The organism is Ornithinimicrobium pratense, assembly GCF_008843165.1.
Taxonomy (GTDB): Bacteria; Actinomycetota; Actinomycetes; order Actinomycetales; family Dermatophilaceae; genus Ornithinicoccus; species Ornithinicoccus pratensis.
The window spans coordinates 738691-755295 of sequence record NZ_CP044427.1; the positions used below are offsets into that span (position 1 = coordinate 738691).

Here is a 16605-nt window from a genome sequence, read left to right on the forward strand (position 1 = left end):
CGTGGTCAGCGCCGGGTCAACCGACCTCGTCCCGGGCTGCGACGAAGGCGCCGACGCAGGCGCGGACGTCGTCCTCGGAGTGGGCCGCGGAGAGCTGGACCCTGATCCGGGCCCGGCCTCTCGGGACGACGGGGAAGGAGAAGGCGATGACGTAGACACCCTTGGTGAGCATGACGTCGGCGATCTGGCTGGCCTTGAGGGCGCCGTCCTCGCCGGGGAACATCACCGGGACGATCGCGTGCTCGCCGGGCAGGAGGTCGAAACCGGCCTCGGTCATGAGCGAGCGGAAGAGCTCGGCGTTGCGGCGCAGCACCTGGCGGGGCTCGTCGGAGTCGCGGGCGATCGCCAGCGCCTTCAGCGACCCGGCGACCACCGACGGCGCGACGGCGTTGGAGAACAGGTAGGGCCGGCCACGCTGCTTGAGCAGGTCGACGACCTCCTGCGGACCGGCGACGAAGCCGCCCGAGCCGCCCCCGAGGGCCTTGCCAAAGGTGCCGGTGAGAATATCGATACGGTTGTTGACGCCGTCAAAGACCCCGCAGGCCTCGTGCGAGCCACGGCCGCCCTGACCGACGAAACCGGTCGCGTGCGAGTCGTCGACCATGACCATCGCGCCGAACTCCTCGGCGAGGTCGCAGATCTGCTCCAGCGGGGCGAGGTAGCCGTCCATCGAGAAGGCACCGTCGGTGACGATCAAGGTGCGACGCGTGTCGGCCGCACGTGCGGCCTCGAGCTGGGCCCGCAGGTCGACCATGTCCCGGTTGCGGAAGCGGAAGCGCTGGGCCTTGGACAGCCGGACGCCGTCGATGATCGAGGCGTGGTTGAGCTCATCGGAGATCACCGCGTCCTCGGCGGTGAGCAGGACCTCAAAGATCGCGCCGTTGGCGTCGAAGCAGGAGGGGAAGAGGATGGCGTCCTCGGTGCCGACGAAGTCGGCGATGGCCCGCTCCAGGTCCCGGTGCAGAGTTTGGGTGCCGCAGATGAAGCGCACCGAGGCCATCCCGAAACCCCACTCATCGAGTGCCTCCCGCGCGGCGGCGACGACCTCGGGGTGGTTGGCCAAGCCCAGGTAGTTGTTGGCGCAGAAGTTCAGCGCGTCGCCCTGGGTGGTGCCGATGTGGCTGCTCTGGGCAGTGGTGATCAGCCGTTCCTTCTTGGTCAGCCCGTCCGCCTCGATCTGGTCGAGCTCGGCGCGCAGCTGGTCCTTGACTCCGTACATGTCTCTCTCCTCAGCTCCAGTCCATGATGACCTTGCCGACCTCGCCGGAGCGGGCGGCGGCAAAGGCCTGCTCCCACTGCTCGGCGGGGAAGCGGTGGGTGATGACCGAGCGGATCCGGTCCCGCAGCAGCTGCGAGGTCTGCAGCATGGCGGTCATCTTGTACCAGGTCTCGTACATCTCCCGGCCGTAGATCCCCTTCAGCGTGATCATGTGCGTGATCACCTTGCCCCAGTCAATCGCGTAGGGCTCGGCGGGCAGCCCCAGCATGGCCACCTTGGCGCCGTGGGTGCAGTTGTCGATGAGCTCGCTCATCGCGCGCGGGCTGCCGCTCATCTCCAGCACCACGTCGAAGCCCTCGGTCATGCCCAGCCGCCGCTGAGCGTTCGAGATCCGCTCGCGGGAGACGTCGACGGCCAGGTCGGCCCCGACCGCCCGCGCCTGCTCCAGACGGGGCGCCGAGACGTCAGTCACCACGACATACCGAGCGCCGGCGTGCCGGGCCACCGCGGCGGCCATCACCCCGATCGGCCCCGCGCCGGTGATGAGCACGTCCTCGCCCTCCAGCGGGAACGACAGGGCGGTGTGCACGGCGTTGCCGAGCGGATCGAAGACGGCGCCCAGGTCTGGGTCGATGAGGTCAGGCTGCACCCAGACGTTGCTGTGGGGCACGACCACGTAGTCGGCGAAGCAGCCGTCGCGGTTGACGCCGAGGTTAGAGGTGTTGACGCACATGTGCCGGCGGCCGGCGCGGCAGTTGCGGCAGTGCCCGCAGACCACGTGCCCCTCGACCGAGCAGCGCTGCCCGACCTGCAGTCCGTAGCGGTCGCCGGGCACCCCCTGGCCGAGCTCGACGATCTCGCCGTAGAACTCGTGCCCGACGACCAGCGGCGGCTGAAGCATGGAGGCGGCCCAGTCGTCCCAGGCCTGGATGTGCAGGTCGGTGCCGCACAACCCCGCCCGCAGCACCCTGATCTTCACCTCGCCCGGCCCGGGGGAGGGCTCGGGGACGTCGGTAAGGACCAGGCCGGGCCCGGCACTGGGCTTGACGAGGGCGCGCATGGTCCCCATCCTGACGTATCCGTCAGCCCAGACCGCGGTGCGGGGGTGCCGGTCGACCTGCCGCTACGGTGGCGCGGTGGAGGAGCGGGTGGAGACGATCGCAGGAGGCCTGTGGTGACGCGGGAGGTGGGGGTGGCTCACGAGGATGACGTGGCCCGGGTGCTGGCCGTCGTCCGGCGGGAGGGGGGTCGGCGCTCGACGGATGGTCCGCTGGTGGTCGCCGTGGACGGGCCCAGCGGGTCCGGCAAGACGGTGCTGGGCACGGCTCTGGCCGCGCGGCTGGACGCGCCCCTGGTGCACATGGATGACCTCTTCCCGGGCTGGGGCGGGCTGGCGCAGGCGCCCGGTCTGCTTGCCACGCAGGTGCTGGAGCCGCTTGCGCGGGGTGATCGGGCGGCATACCGGCGCTGGGACTGGCACCGGGACGACTGGGCGCAGTCAGTTGCGGTCCCGCCCACGCAACTGCTCGTCGTCGAGGGGTGCGGCAGCAGCGTCGGACCAGCCGCGAGGTATGTCGCGGTGGCGGTCTGGGTGGAGGCGGACCCGGCGGAGCGGATGCGGCGCGGGCTGGCCCGGGACGGGGAGAGCTACCGCCCGCACTGGGAGCGGTGGGCGGCCCAGGAGGAGGTCCTGTTCAGGGCGGACGGCACCCGTGAGCGGGCAGACGTGCTGGTCCGGACCTGAGGAGTTCGCCGATTTCGCCGAGGTATCGGCGGGTGGTAATATTCTTCGCTGTTGCGCGCCTATAGCTCAATTGGCAGAGCAGCTGACTCTTAATCAGCGGGTTCGGGGTTCGAGTCCCTGTGGGCGCACCATCGCACGGCAGCATCAGCACGGGGCAGGTCCGGTTCGGGCCTGCCCCTTCTGCATCCCCGTGCCACACTTCTCGACGTGAGTGATACGCAGCATCGAGAGACCATCGAGCGGGGCAAGGACGACGGGAAGTTCGAGCGGGCGCAGGACAACGCCCCGGACAGCCCCTCCGACCTGCCGAAGTCGCACTGGAAGGGTGTGCTCAAGCGCACCTTGTCCGAGTTCGGCAAGGACGGTGGGCCCGACCTGGCCGCTGCGTTGACCTACTTCGCGATCATGTCGCTGGCGCCGATGGTGCTGGCCCTGTCCACGCTGCTGTCCCTCTTCGGCCAGTCCGGGGCCGAGGGGGAGGGTGGCGCGATCAACGAGGTGATCGACCAGCTGGGCGGCGATCTGGGGGTGCAGCAGGACACGTTGGAGACGGTCAAGAGCTATATCGCCAGCATGGGCGAGTCCGGGGGAGCAGGGATCCTGCTAGTCGTCGGTCTGCTCGGCGCCCTGTGGTCGGCCTCCAACTACGTCAACGCCTTCAGCAGGATGATGAACAAGGTTTATGAGATCGAGGAGGGGCGGCCGGTGTGGAAACTGCGCCCCTGGCTGCTGGTCATCACCCTGCTGATGCTCCTGGGCCTGGTCACCATCATTCTCTCCGTCACCCTGTCCGGTGCGGTGTCCGAGGCGGTCTTCGGCGCAATCGGGTTGTCCGGGACCGTCGACACGGTGTGGAACATCGCCAAGTGGCCGGTCATCCTGGTGATCCTCGTCGTCATGGTGGCGTTGCTCTACTGGGGCACTCCCAACGTGCGCCAGCCCTCGTTCAAGTGGCTCTCGCCCGGCGCGGCGCTCGCTGTGATCGTGGCCATCCTCGCGGCGGCCGGCTTCTTCTTCTACCTCACCGGTTTCGGCGGGGAGGAGAGCTACAACGCCACCTACGGTGCGATCGGTGGTGTGATCATCCTGCTGCTGCTGATCTTCATCATCAACAACGTGCTGGTCATTGGTGCTGAGCTGGACGCCGAGCTGGAGCGCGGCCGGGAGCTGGCTGCCGGGATGCCCGCGGAGGAGGACATCCTGCTGCCGCCCCGGGACGTGAAGGGGACGCAGAAGAAGGAGGCCAAGCAGGCCGACGCGGTCCGCGAGGCCCGCAAGCAGCGGATGACGGCCGCCGGCGAGCTGCGCCGGCAGGGCAAGGACGTCGGGCTCGAGGGCCGCGGCAAAGACTGAAGGGCCGCCGGGGCGTGCCTCAGTCCCGCACGGGCAGCGCGCGGGCGCTGATCACCGGACGGGGCGAGGTGACGTGCGCCGGCACCACCACCGCGACGGTCTGGGCCGGCTGCAGGTCCGGGCAGACCCAGACCCGGTCACCGGGACGGAACCCGGTCGTGCCGCGGGGGAGCACCACGCTCACCGCACCCTGCTGACCACCCTCCAGGACGATCTCGTCCTCGGTGAGGCGGCCCACCGTGCCCCTGACCACCGGCCCCTGCCGGGCTCGCACCCAGCGCGGCAGCTGGAAGAAGTAGGCCAGCACCGCGACCAGGACCAGCAGTGGCAGCGCCCGGGTCGCCGCCTCCTGCACGGGCCGCTCCAGCCACAGGATGCTCACCCCCAGGTAGAGCAGCATCGCCACCAGCAAGCCAGCGCCACCCAGCACCATCAGCCGGCGTGCCTCGGCGCGCACCAGGGTGATCGCGTCGGCCTCGGAGATCGTCGCTGGGTTCATGCCCCGCATTGCATCACGCCGGCGTCGCCCGCCTCCACGGCCCCGACCACCAGGCCACGAGCGTGCTGTTCAGATCAGGCCGGGCGACGTTGTAGGATGGTCCGCGTTGTCCGGACAGCCCAGGTTGCCCGGATGAACATGGTGGGTGTAGCTCAGCAGGTAGAGCGCCGCGTTGTGGTCGCGGATGTCGCGGGTTCAAGTCCCGTCACTCACCCGGAGAGATGGCGCCGGGTGCGCCACCGCAGGATGGCCCCAGACTCCGCGCAACCGCGCAAAGTCTGGGGCCATTGCGTGTTTCGGTGCTCTCGCCGTGCGGTTCGGCTGCCCCGCTCTGGGCGCCGCCCGACCTGAGTATCTTCCTCGCCCCTGTCCCGGACAACCCTGCTCTAGAGGTGGCAGGATGCAGAGATGACGGACGTCGAGGCCACCACGGAGCGTCGCGAACGAAAAGACCGGTTCATGTCCCGGCTCGGTCGCCTGGGCCAGGAGATGGCCACCGACCGGCCGTTGGAGCGTCACGCTCTCGCGCACGACGCCTCGCACTATCTGCTCATCCCCGATGTCGTCGTCCGCCCGCGCAGCACCGAGGAGGTGGCCGCGCTCCTGCGAGCATGTGCTCAGGAGGGGATGCCCCTGACCTTCCGCTCGGGTGGGACGAGCCTGTCCGGTCAGGCCGTGACGGAGCACGTGCTGGTCGACACCCGGCTTCACTTCTCTCGGGACGTGCAGGTGCTCGACGACGGCGCTCGGGTCCGGGTTGCCCCCGGCGTCACGGTGCGCCAGGTCAACGCGCGGCTGGCTCCATACCGGACCAAACTCGGCCCGGACCCGGCGAGCGAGGGGGCGTGCACGGTCGGTGGGGTGGTGGCCAACAACTCCAGCGGCATGCACTGCGGCACCGAGTTCAACACCTACGAGACGCTGGACTCGCTCGTGGTCGTCCTGTCCAGCGGCACGGTCCTGGACACCGGTGCCGAGGATGCGGGCGAACGGCTGAGGGCGCTGGAGCCGGCCTTGCACGAAGGGTTGCTGCGGCTGCGCGACCGGCTGCGCGGTGACCCTGAGTCGGTCGCTACTGTCCGCAGATTGTTCTCGTTGAAGAACACGATGGGGTACGGCCTCAACTCCTTCCTCGACCACGACGACCCGGTCGCGATCCTTGAGCACCTCATGGTTGGCAGCGAGGGGACGCTCGGCTTCATCGCGTCGGTGACCTTCCAGACGGTGCCGGTGCGGCCTAAGGTGGCGACCGGGCTGCTCGTCTTCGACACGGTCCGCGCGGCCACGGGTGTCGTCCCGCAGATCGTGGAGGCGGGTGCCGTCACGGCCGAGCTGCTGGACGCTGCTTCCCTGCGCGTCTCTGCGCTTGCCCCGGGCGCCCCTGCCCAGATCACCGGGCTGCAGGTGGAGGAGCATGCGGCCCTGCTGGTGGAGTGGCATGCCGACACCGCCGAGGAGCTCGCCGGGGTCACGAGCGCAGCCCAGCAGGTGCTCGAGGCCCTGCCACTGACCGCACCTGCCGTGCTCACCGGTGCGGTCGCCGAGCGGGCCGCGCTCTGGACTGTCCGCAAGGCTCTCTATTCCGCGGTGGCTGGTGCCCGGCCTCAAGGCACCAACGCCCTGCTGGAGGACATCGCCGTCCCCCTCGACGTCCTGGGCCGCACCTGCGTCGACCTCACCGCCATGTTCGACCGGCACGGTTATGAGGAGTCGGTGATCTTCGGGCACGCCAAGGACGGCAACGTCCATTTCATGCTCAACGAGAGGTTCACCGACCCCGTCGCCCTGCAGCGCTATGCGGACTTCACCGAGGACATGGTCGAGCTCGTCCTCGCCCGCGGTGGGACGCTCAAGGCTGAGCACGGGACCGGGCGGATCATGGCGCCGTTCGTCGAGCGGCAGTACGGGCACGAGCTCTACGCGGTCATGCGGGAACTCAAGGCACTGTTCGACCCCGCAGGTCTGCTGGGACCCGGCACGATCCTGGGAGATGACCCACTGGTCCACCTCAAGGACCTCAAGACCGCGCCTGTCGTGGAGGAGGAGGTTGACCGCTGCGTGGAGTGCGGATTCTGCGAGCCGGTCTGCCCCTCGCGCGACCTCACCCTCACCCCCCGCCAGCGGATCGTGCTGCGGCGCGAGATGACCGCGGCGGCTGACCGTGGTCACCTGGAGCTCGCCGCCTCCCTGGAGGCCGATTACGACTACCCCGGGCTGCAGACGTGCGCGGTGGATGGGATGTGCCAGACCGCCTGCCCTGTGCAGATCAACACCGGCGACCTGGTCCGCCGGCTCCGCGCGGAGGACGCGGGGCCGATCGCCCAGGGGAGCTGGGCCGCGGCCGCACGGGGATGGGCGCCCGTCAGCCGCGCGGGGAGCATCGGTCTCTCGGTCGCCGACCGGCTGCCGGGGCCGCTGGGCGAGGCGGCAACCGGTCTGGCTCGCCGGGTCCTGCCGGACGAGCTCGTGCCCGCCTATCACCGAGAGCTGCCGCGCGGCGGGCCGGCCCGTCGGCAGGTCGAGCACCCGGCCGCGGAGGCGGTCCTGTTCCCCGCCTGCGTCGGATCGATGTTCGGGCCCGAGGAGGGCAGCCAGGGCGCGAGCGCCGCGCTGGTCCGGCTCGCGGGCCGCGCGGGTGCGGGCGTGCGCACCCCCACCGGCCTCGCCGGGCTGTGCTGCGGCACACCGTGGAAGAGCAAGGGACTGACCCAGGGGTATGCCGTGATGGCACGCCGGGTGCTGCCTGCCCTGTGGGAAGCGAGCGGTCAGGGACGCCTGCCGGTCGTGACAGACGCCGCGTCCTGCACCGCGGGCGTCAGGGTGATGGTCCAGAACGCGGCCGAGCACGGCCACCCGGAAAGCGTCGGCATCAGGGTCGTGGATGCGGTCGAGTGGGCCGCCACGGCACTGCTCCCGCGGCTGCCGGACCCCCGCCGGGTCGGACGCGTGGTGCTGCACCCGACGTGTGGGACGCAGACGCTCGGCGTGACCATCTACCTCGAACGTCTCGCGGCCTCGTTGTCGCATGAGGTCGTCGTCCCCACAGACTGGGGCTGCTGCGGGTTCGCCGGTGACCGAGGCCTGCTGCATCCCGAGCTCACCGCCTCGGCCACCGCTCCGGAGGTGGCGGAGCTTTCCCAGCGTGGGCTGCTGGATGCCCACCCGCAAGACACAATTTTCCTGTCCGACAACCGGACGTGCGAGATCGGGATGACCCGCGCCACCGGCCGCACCTACCGACACGTGCTGGAACAGCTGGAGTCCGCCACCCGCTGAGCCAGCGGGCTCGAGCCGGCTCGGTGCCGACACCCACACAGCGCCCGCCCGGGCCCTAGGAGGACGGCCCCTCGTCAGGGAGTGAGGGGCTCCGGGGAGCCAGGGGTGGCCGGGGGCTCGGGGGAGGCTGGGATGGTCGTATGCCGCGCGGCGATGCCCCGCAGGGTGGCGGTGTCGAGGCCAGGCTGGTCCTTGAAGACCGCCTCGCGGTAGTAGCGCAGCTCGGCGATGCTGTCCTGGATGTCGCCCAGGGCCCGGTGCCCACCGGTCTTCTTGGGCGCGGCGAAGTAGGCGCGTGGATACCAGCGGCGGGCCAGCTCCTTGATCGAGGAGACGTCGACGATGCGGTAGTGCAGGTGGGTCTCCAGCTCGGGCATGTCCCGGGCCAGGAAGGTGCGGTCGGTGCCGACCGTGTTGCCGCCCAGGGGCGCCTTGCGGCCCTCGGGGACGTGCTCACGCACGTAGGCGAGGACCCGCTCCTGGGCGTCCTGCAGGGTGGTGCCGTTCTCAAGCAGCGGCAGGAGCCCGGACTGTGTGTGCATCTCCCGGACGAAGTCGCCCATCTGGTCCAGCGCCTCCTGCGGGGGCCGGATCACGACGTCAACCCCGTCCCCGAGGACGTTCAGCTCGGAGTCGGTGACCAGGCACGCGACCTCGACCAGGGCATCCGCCTGCAGGTCCAGCCCTGTCATCTCGCAGTCGATCCAGACAATCCGCTCACCAGCCACGCGACCAGCGTAGGCGCTGCGGGTCGGCGGGATAACCTCGCCTCCATGTCGCACGCGCCCCCGCCACCGCCCACGGGTGATCCGGTGCACGCCGGCTGGCACCAGTTGATGACCTATCAGCCGCAGGTGCCGGCCCCGGCCAACCCCACCCGGCGCCCGATGCTGCGGGGCATCGTCGGCTGGAGCGTCGTCGCGGTCGTCTTCGGACTGGCCGCCCTGGCCATGACCTTCGTGGTGACCACTGCGGTCGGCCCCCGCGCCGCCCTGCTGGCCCTGGTGAGCTCGGCGATCGCGCTGGGGATCGTCATACCCCTCTTCCTGTGGGTCGACCGACTCGAGGCCGAGCCGCCGCGCCTGCTGTGGTTCGCCTTCCTGTGGGGCGCGCTGATCTCCACCCTCGGCGCGCTGGTCCTCGGTGAGCTCGGCCTGGCGTTCTTCGCCGGGCTGGACGCCGACCCGATGGTGCTTGGAGCGGTGGTCATCGCCCCGGTAACCGAAGAGGTGCTCAAGGGCCTGGGGGTGCTGCTGATCTTCCTCCTGGCCCGGCGCGAGTTCAACGGCGTCATCGACGGCATCGTCTACGCCGGCATCGTGGCGGCCGGCTTCGCCTTCGTGGAGAACATCCTCTACCTGGGCACGATGTATGTCGACGGCGGCGTCCCCGGCCTCGTTGCGATCTTCGTCATGCGCTGCCTGGTGAGCCCATTCGCGCACCCGATGTTCACCATCTGCATCGGGCTGGCCCTCGGGCTCATCGCGCACCGACGCCGCTGGAGCTCGGCGTGGATCGTGCTGCTCGGCCTGGCCGGCGCGATCTTCCTGCACGGGCTGTGGAACTACAGCGCGGTCGTCCGGGCCGAGGCCTACCTGCTGATCTTCGTGCTGGTCCAGATCCCGCTCTTCGTCGGCTTCCTGCTGCTGCTCTACTGGGCCCGCCGCCGGGAGTCGCGGCTGCTGCGGGACATTCTCACCGGCTACGGCCTGAACGGCTGGTACACCCCCGCGGAGGTGGCTATGCTCGCCGATCCCGGTGAGCGCCGTCGTGCCCGGGCGTGGGCCCGCGGGATCGGTGGCCGACGCGCCCAGCAGGCGATGCGGGCCTTCCAGGACGAGAGTGGGGAGCTGGCGATGGTGCGCAAGCACATGGTGCACGGCGGGGGCGGCACCGACCCGCACTGGCTCGAGCACGAGCGTCGCCTGCTGAAGGCGGTCAGCGCCCACCGCCAGGTCTTCGTCCCCAGGGCCTGACTCAGCCGCGACGGGGCCCGTTGTAGACCCCCCGGAGACGAAACCGCATGCCGGGCTCGCGCAGCTCCTCGACGGCGTGCGCGGTCCAGCCGGCTGTCCGGGCGCAGGCGAAGATCACCGGTCCAGCGTCGCGGGGCAGACCCAGGACGCGCACCAGCAGGGCAAGCCCCACGTCGATGTTCAGCACCCAGCCCCGCCGCTCGAGCAGCTCGGCCTCGATCGTGCGCAGCGCCGCCAGCTCATCGCGGTCGCACGCCGGCTCCAGCCGCTCGAGCAGGAGCTGGGCCCGAGGGTCCTGCTCGGTGTAGACCACGTGGCCGAAGCCGGGCGGGCGGCGCCCGGCCAGGGCCGCGTCGATGGCGCCCTGCGGGTCACGCACCGCCCCGGACAGCCAGTCCAGCACCTGCAGCGAGGCGGTGAGGTGCAGCGGGCTGTCCGCTGCGGCGAGCCCGGCGAGCAGCGCGCTGTAGGGGTCGGCGCCGGAGGACACCGCGACGCGGACCGCGGTCGTCGACACTGCGAGGTCGTGGTCGGCCAGGAGCACCAGGGCCGCGTCGAGCAGCTCGGTCGGACAGCGGTCGAGGTATGTCGTCAACGTCCCCGCCAGGGTCGGCCGGCCCGCCGGCGCCGGCTCCGCACCCGGCAGGGACAGGGCCATGAAGGCCGCCGACCGCGTCCCGGCGCGGGCGAAAGCCCCCGGGCTGCGGTCGTGCCGTCCCACGTCGGTGGCCCCGGCGACGAGCACGGCGTGCTTGAACCGGTCCATGACACCGGTCCGCTCCGGCAACGCGGCGGTCAGGGCCGCCAGGGACTCTCGCTCGCCCGGGCCCGGCCAGGACGCGTCGCCAGGCACACCCACGAGCAACTCCCGCACCTGTTCGAAGGACCACGTGCCGGCCAGGTCCTCCACGTCGTGACCCCGGTAGGCCAGGTGGCCTCCGGTGACCTCGGTGACCTGGGTGCGGACGTCGTCGCTGGCCGCCGGCCCGCCGCGCCGCCCGGCACGCCCGCCCCGCACCAGGCCGCGCACGTCGGCGAGGGCGAAGAGGCTCCCGGTCCCCGGCTCCCGCCGGACCGGGGCCAGCACACCGCGGCTGACGTAGGCGTAGACCGTCTGCACCTTGACCCCGAGGTAGTCCGCCACCTGTCCCGTCGTCAGCTCACCGTCCATCAGGCCATCATATTGACTGGATCAACGTTGACAGCATCATCAACAGTGCGTCACTCTCGCGGCATGGAGCAGACCCAGAACAGCACGATGACCACCCCACCCGGCCTCAAGGGCGTCGTCGTCGCGGACACGCGGACCGGCGACGTGCGCGGCGAGGAGGGGTTCTACCACTTCCGGGAGTACTCCGCGGTGGAGCTCGCCCGGTCGCGGAGCTTTGAGGACGTCTGCCACCTGATGCTGGAGGGCACCCTGCCCACCCCTGCGCAGTCGCAGGTCCTCCAGGACCGGCTCGCCCAGGCGTCCGTGCTGCCGCACGGGCTGCTCGAGGTGCTGCTCGACGTGGCCCGCACGGGGCCGGACCGTGCATCTTTGGCCAGGTTGCGCACCGCGGTCTCGCACCTGGGGGCACTCGAGGGCTTCGGTCCCACGTACGGCGCGGACCCCGCCCAGGTGCGGGCCGACGTCCTGCGACTGGTGGGCGCGGTCCCGGTCATCCAGGCGGCGCTCTACCGGCTGCGCCACGGGCTGGAGCCGCTGCCCGCACGGCCCGAGCTCGGCGCGGCCGGCAGCTGGCTGTGGATGTTGACCGGGGAGGAACCAAGCGCGCAGCACAGCCGCGCGATCACGGCATACCTCACCAGCACGGTCGACCACGGCTTCAGCGCGAGCACCTTCGCCGCGCGGGTGGTGACCTCCGCCGGCTCCGACGTCGCCTCCGCCGTGTGCGCCGCGATCGGCACCTTCGCCGGGCCGCTGCACGGCGGCGCCCCGGACCGTGCTCTGGACTCCCTCGACGAGATCGGCTCACCGGAGCGGGCATCGGACTGGGTGCGCGACAAGGTGGCTGGCGGCGAGCGGATCATGGGCTTCGGACACGCCGTCTACCGGGTCATGGACCCCCGGGCGGCGATGCTGCGCGAGATCGCCCAGGACCTTGGTGGGCCGCTGGCCGACCTGGCGGTCCGGGTGGAGCAGGAGGTCATCGACGCGCTCGCCGAGCTCAAGCCCGGCCGCGCCCTGCACACCAACGTCGAGTATTACGCGGGCGTGGTCATGGAGCAGTGCGGCATCCCCCGCGAGATGTTCACCCCGACCTTCGCGACCGCTCGCGTCGTCGGCTGGGGCGCGCACATCCTCGAGCAGGCGCAGGAGAGCAAGATCTTCCGGCCATCGGCAAGGTATGTCGGTCCACAGGCACCGGCCCCGGTGCCGGGCACCAGCTCGTAGCAGCGCGCCGCCTTGGGCTGGGCGGGAGCTGACGAGCGTCATGAGCCCATCAGCAGCCCTTGTCCCGCAGCCCTTGTCCAGCAGCCCGCGCCCTCGTAGACTGACCACATCGTGAAAGAGGTTGCGTGATAAGCAACAAGCGTCCACCGCCGGCCCTGAAGTCGCTGCTGCTCGAGGCCAGGCTGGAGGTGCTGCCATCCGGGGGCATCGTCGACCGGGTGCACGAGCACGTGGCGCCGGGTCGCACCGTCACCGTGACCGCGTCACCGACCAAGGGACTGGACGCCACGCTTGAAGTCACCGAACGGCTGGCGCAGCGCTACCGCGTGGTGCCGCACCTGGCGGCACGGATGGTGCCCCGGGCTGGGTTGCCCGACCTGGTGTCCCGGCTGCAGGAAGCGGGCGTGACCGAGGTGTTCGTGCCCGGGGGGGACGCGTCGGGCACCGTCGAGACCTTCGACAGTGCCCTGGACCTGTTGCTCGCCCTCGACGAGCTGGGCAGGCCCTTCGAGCAGGTGGGCATCACTGGCTATCCGGAGTCCCATCCCGGCATCGAGGACCACGTCCTGGTGCAGTCCATGTGGGACAAGCGCGAGCACGCCACTGCCATCGTCTCCAACATGACGTTCGACCACGCGATGGTGGGCAGGTGGCTGGAGTCGGTCCGCGACCGCGGCGTCACGCTGCCCGTGCACATCGGCGTCCCCGGCCCGGTCGACCCCGGCAAGCTGCTGCGGATGGCCACGACGATCGGGGTCGGTGACTCAATGCGCTTCCTGCGCAAGCAGAAGAATGTGTTCGCGCGGATCGCCTTGCCCGGCTTCTCCAGCACGACCTTCGTGCGCAAGGTCGCCCAGCTGGCTGCGGATGAGCGCCTAGGGATCCGCGGGCTGCACATCTACACCTTCAACCAGGTCGGCCGCATCGAGGCCTGGCGGCGTGAGCAGCTGGACAGGCTCTAGGCGGCCACCCCGAGCGCGGCGCCCGTCCCGCCGGTCCGTAGGGTGACGGTATGGCAGCCGAGGGGAGCGATGGAGGTGATCGGTCCCCGGTGCAGTCCGTCGACCGGGCTCTGACCATCCTGGAGATCCTGGCACGCACAGGTGAGGCAGGTCTGGGGGAGATCGCCGAGGAGCTGGGGGTTCACAAGAGCACCGTCAGCCGGATGGTCGCCGCCTTGTCTGCCCATGACCTGGTGGAGCAGTCCGAGGCACGCGGTCCGGTGCGGCTAGGCGCGGGCATCCTTCGCCTGGCCGGGGCGACCACTGCCCGGCTCGACCTCGTCCAGGAGGGGCGGCCGGTCTGCCGGCGACTGGCGGAGGAGACCGGCGAGACCGTCAACGTCGCGGTGATGGCCGGACACACGGCTCTTTACGTGGATCAGGCGCTCGGCCCTTCGACGATCACCTCCCACAACTGGGTTGGACAGCAGATCCCGCTGCACGCTACGTCGAACGGCAGGGTGCTGGTCGGTGCGCTCTCCCCCGCCGAGCGCAGGAAGGCCTGGGGTGAGCTCACCGCCTTCACCGAGCACACGGTGACGCAGCCCGCGGAGCTGGAACGGCTTGTCGCGGTGGCCCGCAAGCAGGGTTATGCCGTGGTGCGTGACGAGCTGGACATCGGCCTCACCGCGATGGCTGCCCCCGTCTACAACGTCCACCGGGAGCTGGTGGCCTCGATCAGCCTGTCCGGCCCGTCCTTCCGGATGGACGTCGAGCGGGAGCGGGAGCTGCTCGCACCGCTGCGCAGCGCGGCGACCGACCTGTCCACCCGGCTCGGGTGGCACGGCTGAGGCCCGGCGGCGCGGCCGGGCCTCAGCGGGTGCGCGTGCGACTCAGAGGAACTGCTTGCCCTCGTCCTTGAGCACCTCGCGGGTGTTGGGGTTGACCGACGGGCGGAAGGGCACCTCCACCACCACGGCGTCGACCGGTTCACCGGAGGTCTCGGCATACTCCTCGGGCAGCCATACCCGCAGCTGGGTGCCGACCTGGCTCTGCTCGATCGGCACGTACCCGAGGGCGATGTTGGTTTCGAGCTCGGGGGAGTACCAGGGTGAGGTCAGGTAGCCGACCGGGTCGTCCTGCTCGGCGGTGCTGACCAACCAGAAGTCTGGCGCGTAGTCGGTGATCGGCTTCCCACCGAGCCGCATCCCGACCAGCATCTGGGTGAAGGGCGGGTTGCCTGCCTCCAGCTGTGCCCGCTGGGCCTCTAGCGCTGCCTTGCCGACGTAGTCCTCATCCTTCATCCGCGGCACCTGGTAGGCCAGGTTGGTCTGCAGCGGCGAGGTCTCGGCGTCCATGTCCTGACCCCAGGAGAGGATGCCCGCCTGGACACGTCGGGGGTGGGCCGGGGCGATCACCCGCAGGTTGTGCGCCTTGCCGGCCTCCAGTACCGCCTTCCACATCTCCTCGGCGTGCAAGGTGGCGTCGTAGAGGTAGATCTCGTAACCCTTCTCACCGGTGAACCCGGTCTGGGAGACGATCACCGGCAGCCCGGCAACCTCGGCCGCGGCGAGACCGTAGTTCGGGATGTCGGCGATCACCGGGCCGATCAGGTCACGCATCAAGGCCTCGGACTTCGGGCCCTGGATCTGGACCGGGGCCACGTCGATCTCCTGGATGTGCACGTCATACCCCTTGCCGACGTTCACCCCCTGCAGCCACAGCATGAGGTCGGAGTCGGACAGGCTGAACCAGAACTCGTCCTGCGACAGGCGCAGCAGCACCGGGTCGTTCAGGATGCCGCCGGCCTCGTTGCACAGGATGACGTAGCGCGCGTGCATCGGCGAGATCTTCTTGGCCTGCCGCGTGATGACGTAGTTGACGAAATCCTCAGCGTCCGGGCCCTTGACCTGGATCTGCCGCTCCACTGCGACATTCCACATGGTGACGTCGTTGACCACGGCCTGGTGCTCGTTGAGCGGACCCCCCTCATCCATGGCGACATACCCACGCGGGTGGTAGACGCGGTTGTAGACCTCGGCGCGCCAGGCGCCGGCGGCGACCGACAGGTGCCAGTAGGGGGACTTGCGGATGCGGGTGGAGATCAGCAGTTCCACCGGGGTCGGTCCGGTCTGCCGAAGGTTGACCGGAACGGTCCGGCCCTGGTCCACCGTCGGGTGGTTGTGGTTGGTGTTCCGGGACGGAGTCATCGTCGTCTCCTTGCGCGGGGCGGGGCTGGAGCGGCACGGACCGATCAGGCCGTGGGCTGTGATCCAGCGTGCTCATGACGCTATCGCACGATAAGCGGAGAGCGCAACGGTGAGCGCCATACGCAACGCCGGTCGTAGAGTTGGCCCATGGGTGAGGAGCGAACCGAGGCTTCGGGGGTGGTGCAGTCAGTGCACCGCGCCCTCACCATCCTGGAGCTGCTGGCCCGGAGCGGGGAGGTCAGCGTGAGCGAGGTCGCGGCCGAGCTCGGGGTGCACCGGTCGACGGCGAGCCGACTGGTGGCGGCCCTGGTGGAGCACGAGATGGTGCAGCAGCCGGAGGTCCGTGGACGGGTCCGGCTGGGGCCGGGAATCCTGCGCCTGGCCGGTGCAGCCAACGCACGGCTTGACCTGGTGCAGGAGGCGAGGCCGGTGTGCCGGGCGCTGGCGGCACGGACGAACGAGACCGTGAACCTCGCCGTCCTCGCCGACCGGTCGGCGCTTTACGTGGACCAGGTGATCGGGCCGTCCACGATCACCTCGTACAACTGGGTGGGTCAGCACATCCCGCTGCACGCGACCTCCAACGGCAGGATCCTGGTCAGCGAGATGCCCTCCTCGGTGCGCCTCGACACCTGGGGCGAGCTGTCGGCATACACCGACCAGACCGTGACCGATGCCGGGGTGCTGGAGCAGCTGGTGGCGCAGGCGCGGACGCAGGGGTATGCCGTGGTGCGGGACGAGCTGGATGTGGGCCTGACGGCGGTCGCCGCGCCGGTGCGCAACGCGCACGGGGAGATCAGCGCCTCGATGAGCATCTCCGGACCGACCTTCCGGATCGGTCCGGCACGGGTCGACGAGCTGGTGCCGCTCCTGGTCCGCGCCGCCGGCGCCGTCTCGGCCCGGCTCGGTTGGCTCGGTGAGGCGGCCCCGGGGGCGGGACCAGGCACGGCAGTCCTGCGCGGCCCTTGACAGGAGTCCGGCGCGGGCGC

14 protein-coding genes and 2 tRNA genes are annotated in these 16605 nt (G+C 70.4%); 10 read left to right on the forward strand and 6 right to left on the reverse strand.

Features of this window, described 5'->3' with window-relative positions:
* Positions 1-16 precede the first annotated feature (16 nt).
* Both FY030_RS03395 and tdh read right to left on the reverse strand, forming a co-directional pair.
* Positions 17-1219 (reverse strand): glycine C-acetyltransferase, encoded by a 1203-nt coding sequence (locus tag FY030_RS03395; RefSeq protein WP_158060287.1) that lies wholly within the window; start codon positions 1217-1219, stop codon positions 17-19.
* 10 nt (positions 1220-1229) lie between these two features.
* On the reverse strand, positions 1230-2279 hold the full coding sequence (gene tdh, locus FY030_RS03400; protein WP_158060288.1) for an L-threonine 3-dehydrogenase: 1050 nt from the start codon (positions 2277-2279) through the stop codon (positions 1230-1232).
* Between the two features lie 114 nt (positions 2280-2393).
* Here tdh and FY030_RS03405 point away from each other — a divergent pair, with 114 nt between their 5' ends.
* The 3 genes from FY030_RS03405 (at position 2394) to FY030_RS03415 (ending at position 4316) form a co-directional block, all read left to right on the forward strand.
* Positions 2394-2963 (forward strand): nucleoside/nucleotide kinase family protein, encoded by a 570-nt coding sequence (locus FY030_RS03405; RefSeq protein WP_238348529.1) that lies wholly within the window; start codon positions 2394-2396, stop codon positions 2961-2963.
* 55 nt (positions 2964-3018) lie between these two features.
* Positions 3019-3094, forward strand: a tRNA-Lys gene (locus FY030_RS03410).
* 76 nt (positions 3095-3170) lie between these two features.
* Positions 3171-4316 carry a YihY/virulence factor BrkB family protein gene (locus FY030_RS03415; RefSeq protein ID WP_238348530.1) on the forward strand — a complete coding sequence of 382 codons (1146 nt, stop codon included), beginning with the start codon at positions 3171-3173 and terminating at the stop codon, positions 4314-4316.
* A 19-nt stretch (positions 4317-4335) separates the two neighbouring features.
* On the opposite strand, the gene FY030_RS03420 is transcribed toward FY030_RS03415, so the two are convergent.
* Entirely contained in the window at positions 4336-4815 is a 480-nt protein-coding gene (locus FY030_RS03420) for a hypothetical protein (protein ID WP_158060289.1), read from the reverse strand.
* A gap of 141 nt (positions 4816-4956) precedes the next feature.
* Here FY030_RS03420 and FY030_RS03425 point away from each other — a divergent pair.
* A tRNA-His gene (locus FY030_RS03425) sits at positions 4957-5029 on the forward strand.
* 194 nt (positions 5030-5223) lie between these two features.
* The gene (locus FY030_RS03430; protein ID WP_337692476.1) at positions 5224-8091 is read left to right on the forward strand and encodes an FAD-binding and (Fe-S)-binding domain-containing protein; all 2868 of its coding nucleotides are present in this window, start codon (positions 5224-5226) and stop codon (positions 8089-8091) included.
* Between the two features lie 74 nt (positions 8092-8165).
* Here FY030_RS03430 and orn read toward each other — a convergent pair whose 3' ends face one another.
* Positions 8166-8819 (reverse strand): oligoribonuclease, encoded by a 654-nt coding sequence (gene orn / locus FY030_RS03435; RefSeq protein WP_158060290.1) that lies wholly within the window; start codon positions 8817-8819, stop codon positions 8166-8168.
* A gap of 45 nt (positions 8820-8864) precedes the next feature.
* Here orn and FY030_RS03440 point away from each other — a divergent pair, with 45 nt between their 5' ends.
* Positions 8865-10067 (forward strand): PrsW family intramembrane metalloprotease, encoded by a 1203-nt coding sequence (locus tag FY030_RS03440; protein WP_158060291.1) that lies wholly within the window; start codon positions 8865-8867, stop codon positions 10065-10067.
* A gap of 1 nt (position 10068) precedes the next feature.
* On the opposite strand, the gene FY030_RS03445 is transcribed toward FY030_RS03440, so the two are convergent.
* Entirely contained in the window at positions 10069-11238 is a 1170-nt protein-coding gene (locus FY030_RS03445; protein ID WP_158060292.1) for a citrate/2-methylcitrate synthase, read from the reverse strand.
* Positions 11239-11301: 63 nt separating this feature from the next.
* Between FY030_RS03445 and FY030_RS03450 the strand changes: the two genes are divergently transcribed.
* The 3 genes from FY030_RS03450 to FY030_RS03460 all read left to right on the forward strand — a co-directional run bounded on the left by FY030_RS03450 (position 11302) and on the right by FY030_RS03460 (position 14257).
* Positions 11302-12465, forward strand: coding sequence for a citrate/2-methylcitrate synthase (locus FY030_RS03450; protein WP_158060293.1), 1164 nt, complete (start codon positions 11302-11304; stop codon positions 12463-12465).
* Between the two features lie 125 nt (positions 12466-12590).
* Positions 12591-13427: a methylenetetrahydrofolate reductase gene (locus FY030_RS03455; RefSeq protein WP_238348531.1), complete on the forward strand. Its 837-nt coding sequence runs from the start codon at positions 12591-12593 to the stop codon at positions 13425-13427.
* Between the two features lie 50 nt (positions 13428-13477).
* Complete coding sequence (locus tag FY030_RS03460) at positions 13478-14257, forward strand: IclR family transcriptional regulator (protein ID WP_158060294.1); 780 nt, start codon at positions 13478-13480, stop codon at positions 14255-14257.
* 42 nt (positions 14258-14299) lie between these two features.
* Here FY030_RS03460 and FY030_RS03465 read toward each other — a convergent pair whose 3' ends face one another.
* A complete protein-coding gene (locus tag FY030_RS03465; protein ID WP_158060295.1) occupies positions 14300-15616 on the reverse strand; it encodes an aminomethyl transferase family protein in 1317 nt (438 codons plus the stop codon).
* A gap of 147 nt (positions 15617-15763) precedes the next feature.
* Between FY030_RS03465 and FY030_RS03470 the strand changes: the two genes are divergently transcribed.
* A complete protein-coding gene (locus tag FY030_RS03470; protein ID WP_158060296.1) occupies positions 15764-16585 on the forward strand; it encodes an IclR family transcriptional regulator in 822 nt (273 codons plus the stop codon).
* The last annotated feature ends 20 nt before the right edge of the window (positions 16586-16605 follow it).

What these genes read in the sequence shown, in the direction of transcription:
- FY030_RS03395 (WP_158060287.1), bottom strand. Translation starts at nt 1,219, where the DNA reads ATGTACGGAGTCAAGGACCAGCTGCGCGCCGAGCTCGACCAGATCGAG.
- tdh (WP_158060288.1), bottom strand. Translation starts at nt 2,279, where the DNA reads ATGCGCGCCCTCGTCAAGCCCAGTGCCGGGCCCGGCCTGGTCCTTACC.
- FY030_RS03420 (WP_158060289.1), bottom strand. Translation starts at nt 4,815, where the DNA reads ATGAACCCAGCGACGATCTCCGAGGCCGACGCGATCACCCTGGTGCGC.
- FY030_RS03430 (WP_337692476.1), top strand. Translation starts at nt 5,224, where the DNA reads ATGACGGACGTCGAGGCCACCACGGAGCGTCGCGAACGAAAAGACCGG.
- FY030_RS03440 (WP_158060291.1), top strand. Translation starts at nt 8,865, where the DNA reads ATGTCGCACGCGCCCCCGCCACCGCCCACGGGTGATCCGGTGCACGCC.
- FY030_RS03445 (WP_158060292.1), bottom strand. Translation starts at nt 11,238, where the DNA reads ATGGACGGTGAGCTGACGACGGGACAGGTGGCGGACTACCTCGGGGTC.
- FY030_RS03450 (WP_158060293.1), top strand. Translation starts at nt 11,302, where the DNA reads ATGGAGCAGACCCAGAACAGCACGATGACCACCCCACCCGGCCTCAAG.
- FY030_RS03460 (WP_158060294.1), top strand. Translation starts at nt 13,478, where the DNA reads ATGGCAGCCGAGGGGAGCGATGGAGGTGATCGGTCCCCGGTGCAGTCC.
- FY030_RS03465 (WP_158060295.1), bottom strand. Translation starts at nt 15,616, where the DNA reads ATGACTCCGTCCCGGAACACCAACCACAACCACCCGACGGTGGACCAG.
- FY030_RS03470 (WP_158060296.1), top strand. Translation starts at nt 15,764, where the DNA reads ATGGGTGAGGAGCGAACCGAGGCTTCGGGGGTGGTGCAGTCAGTGCAC.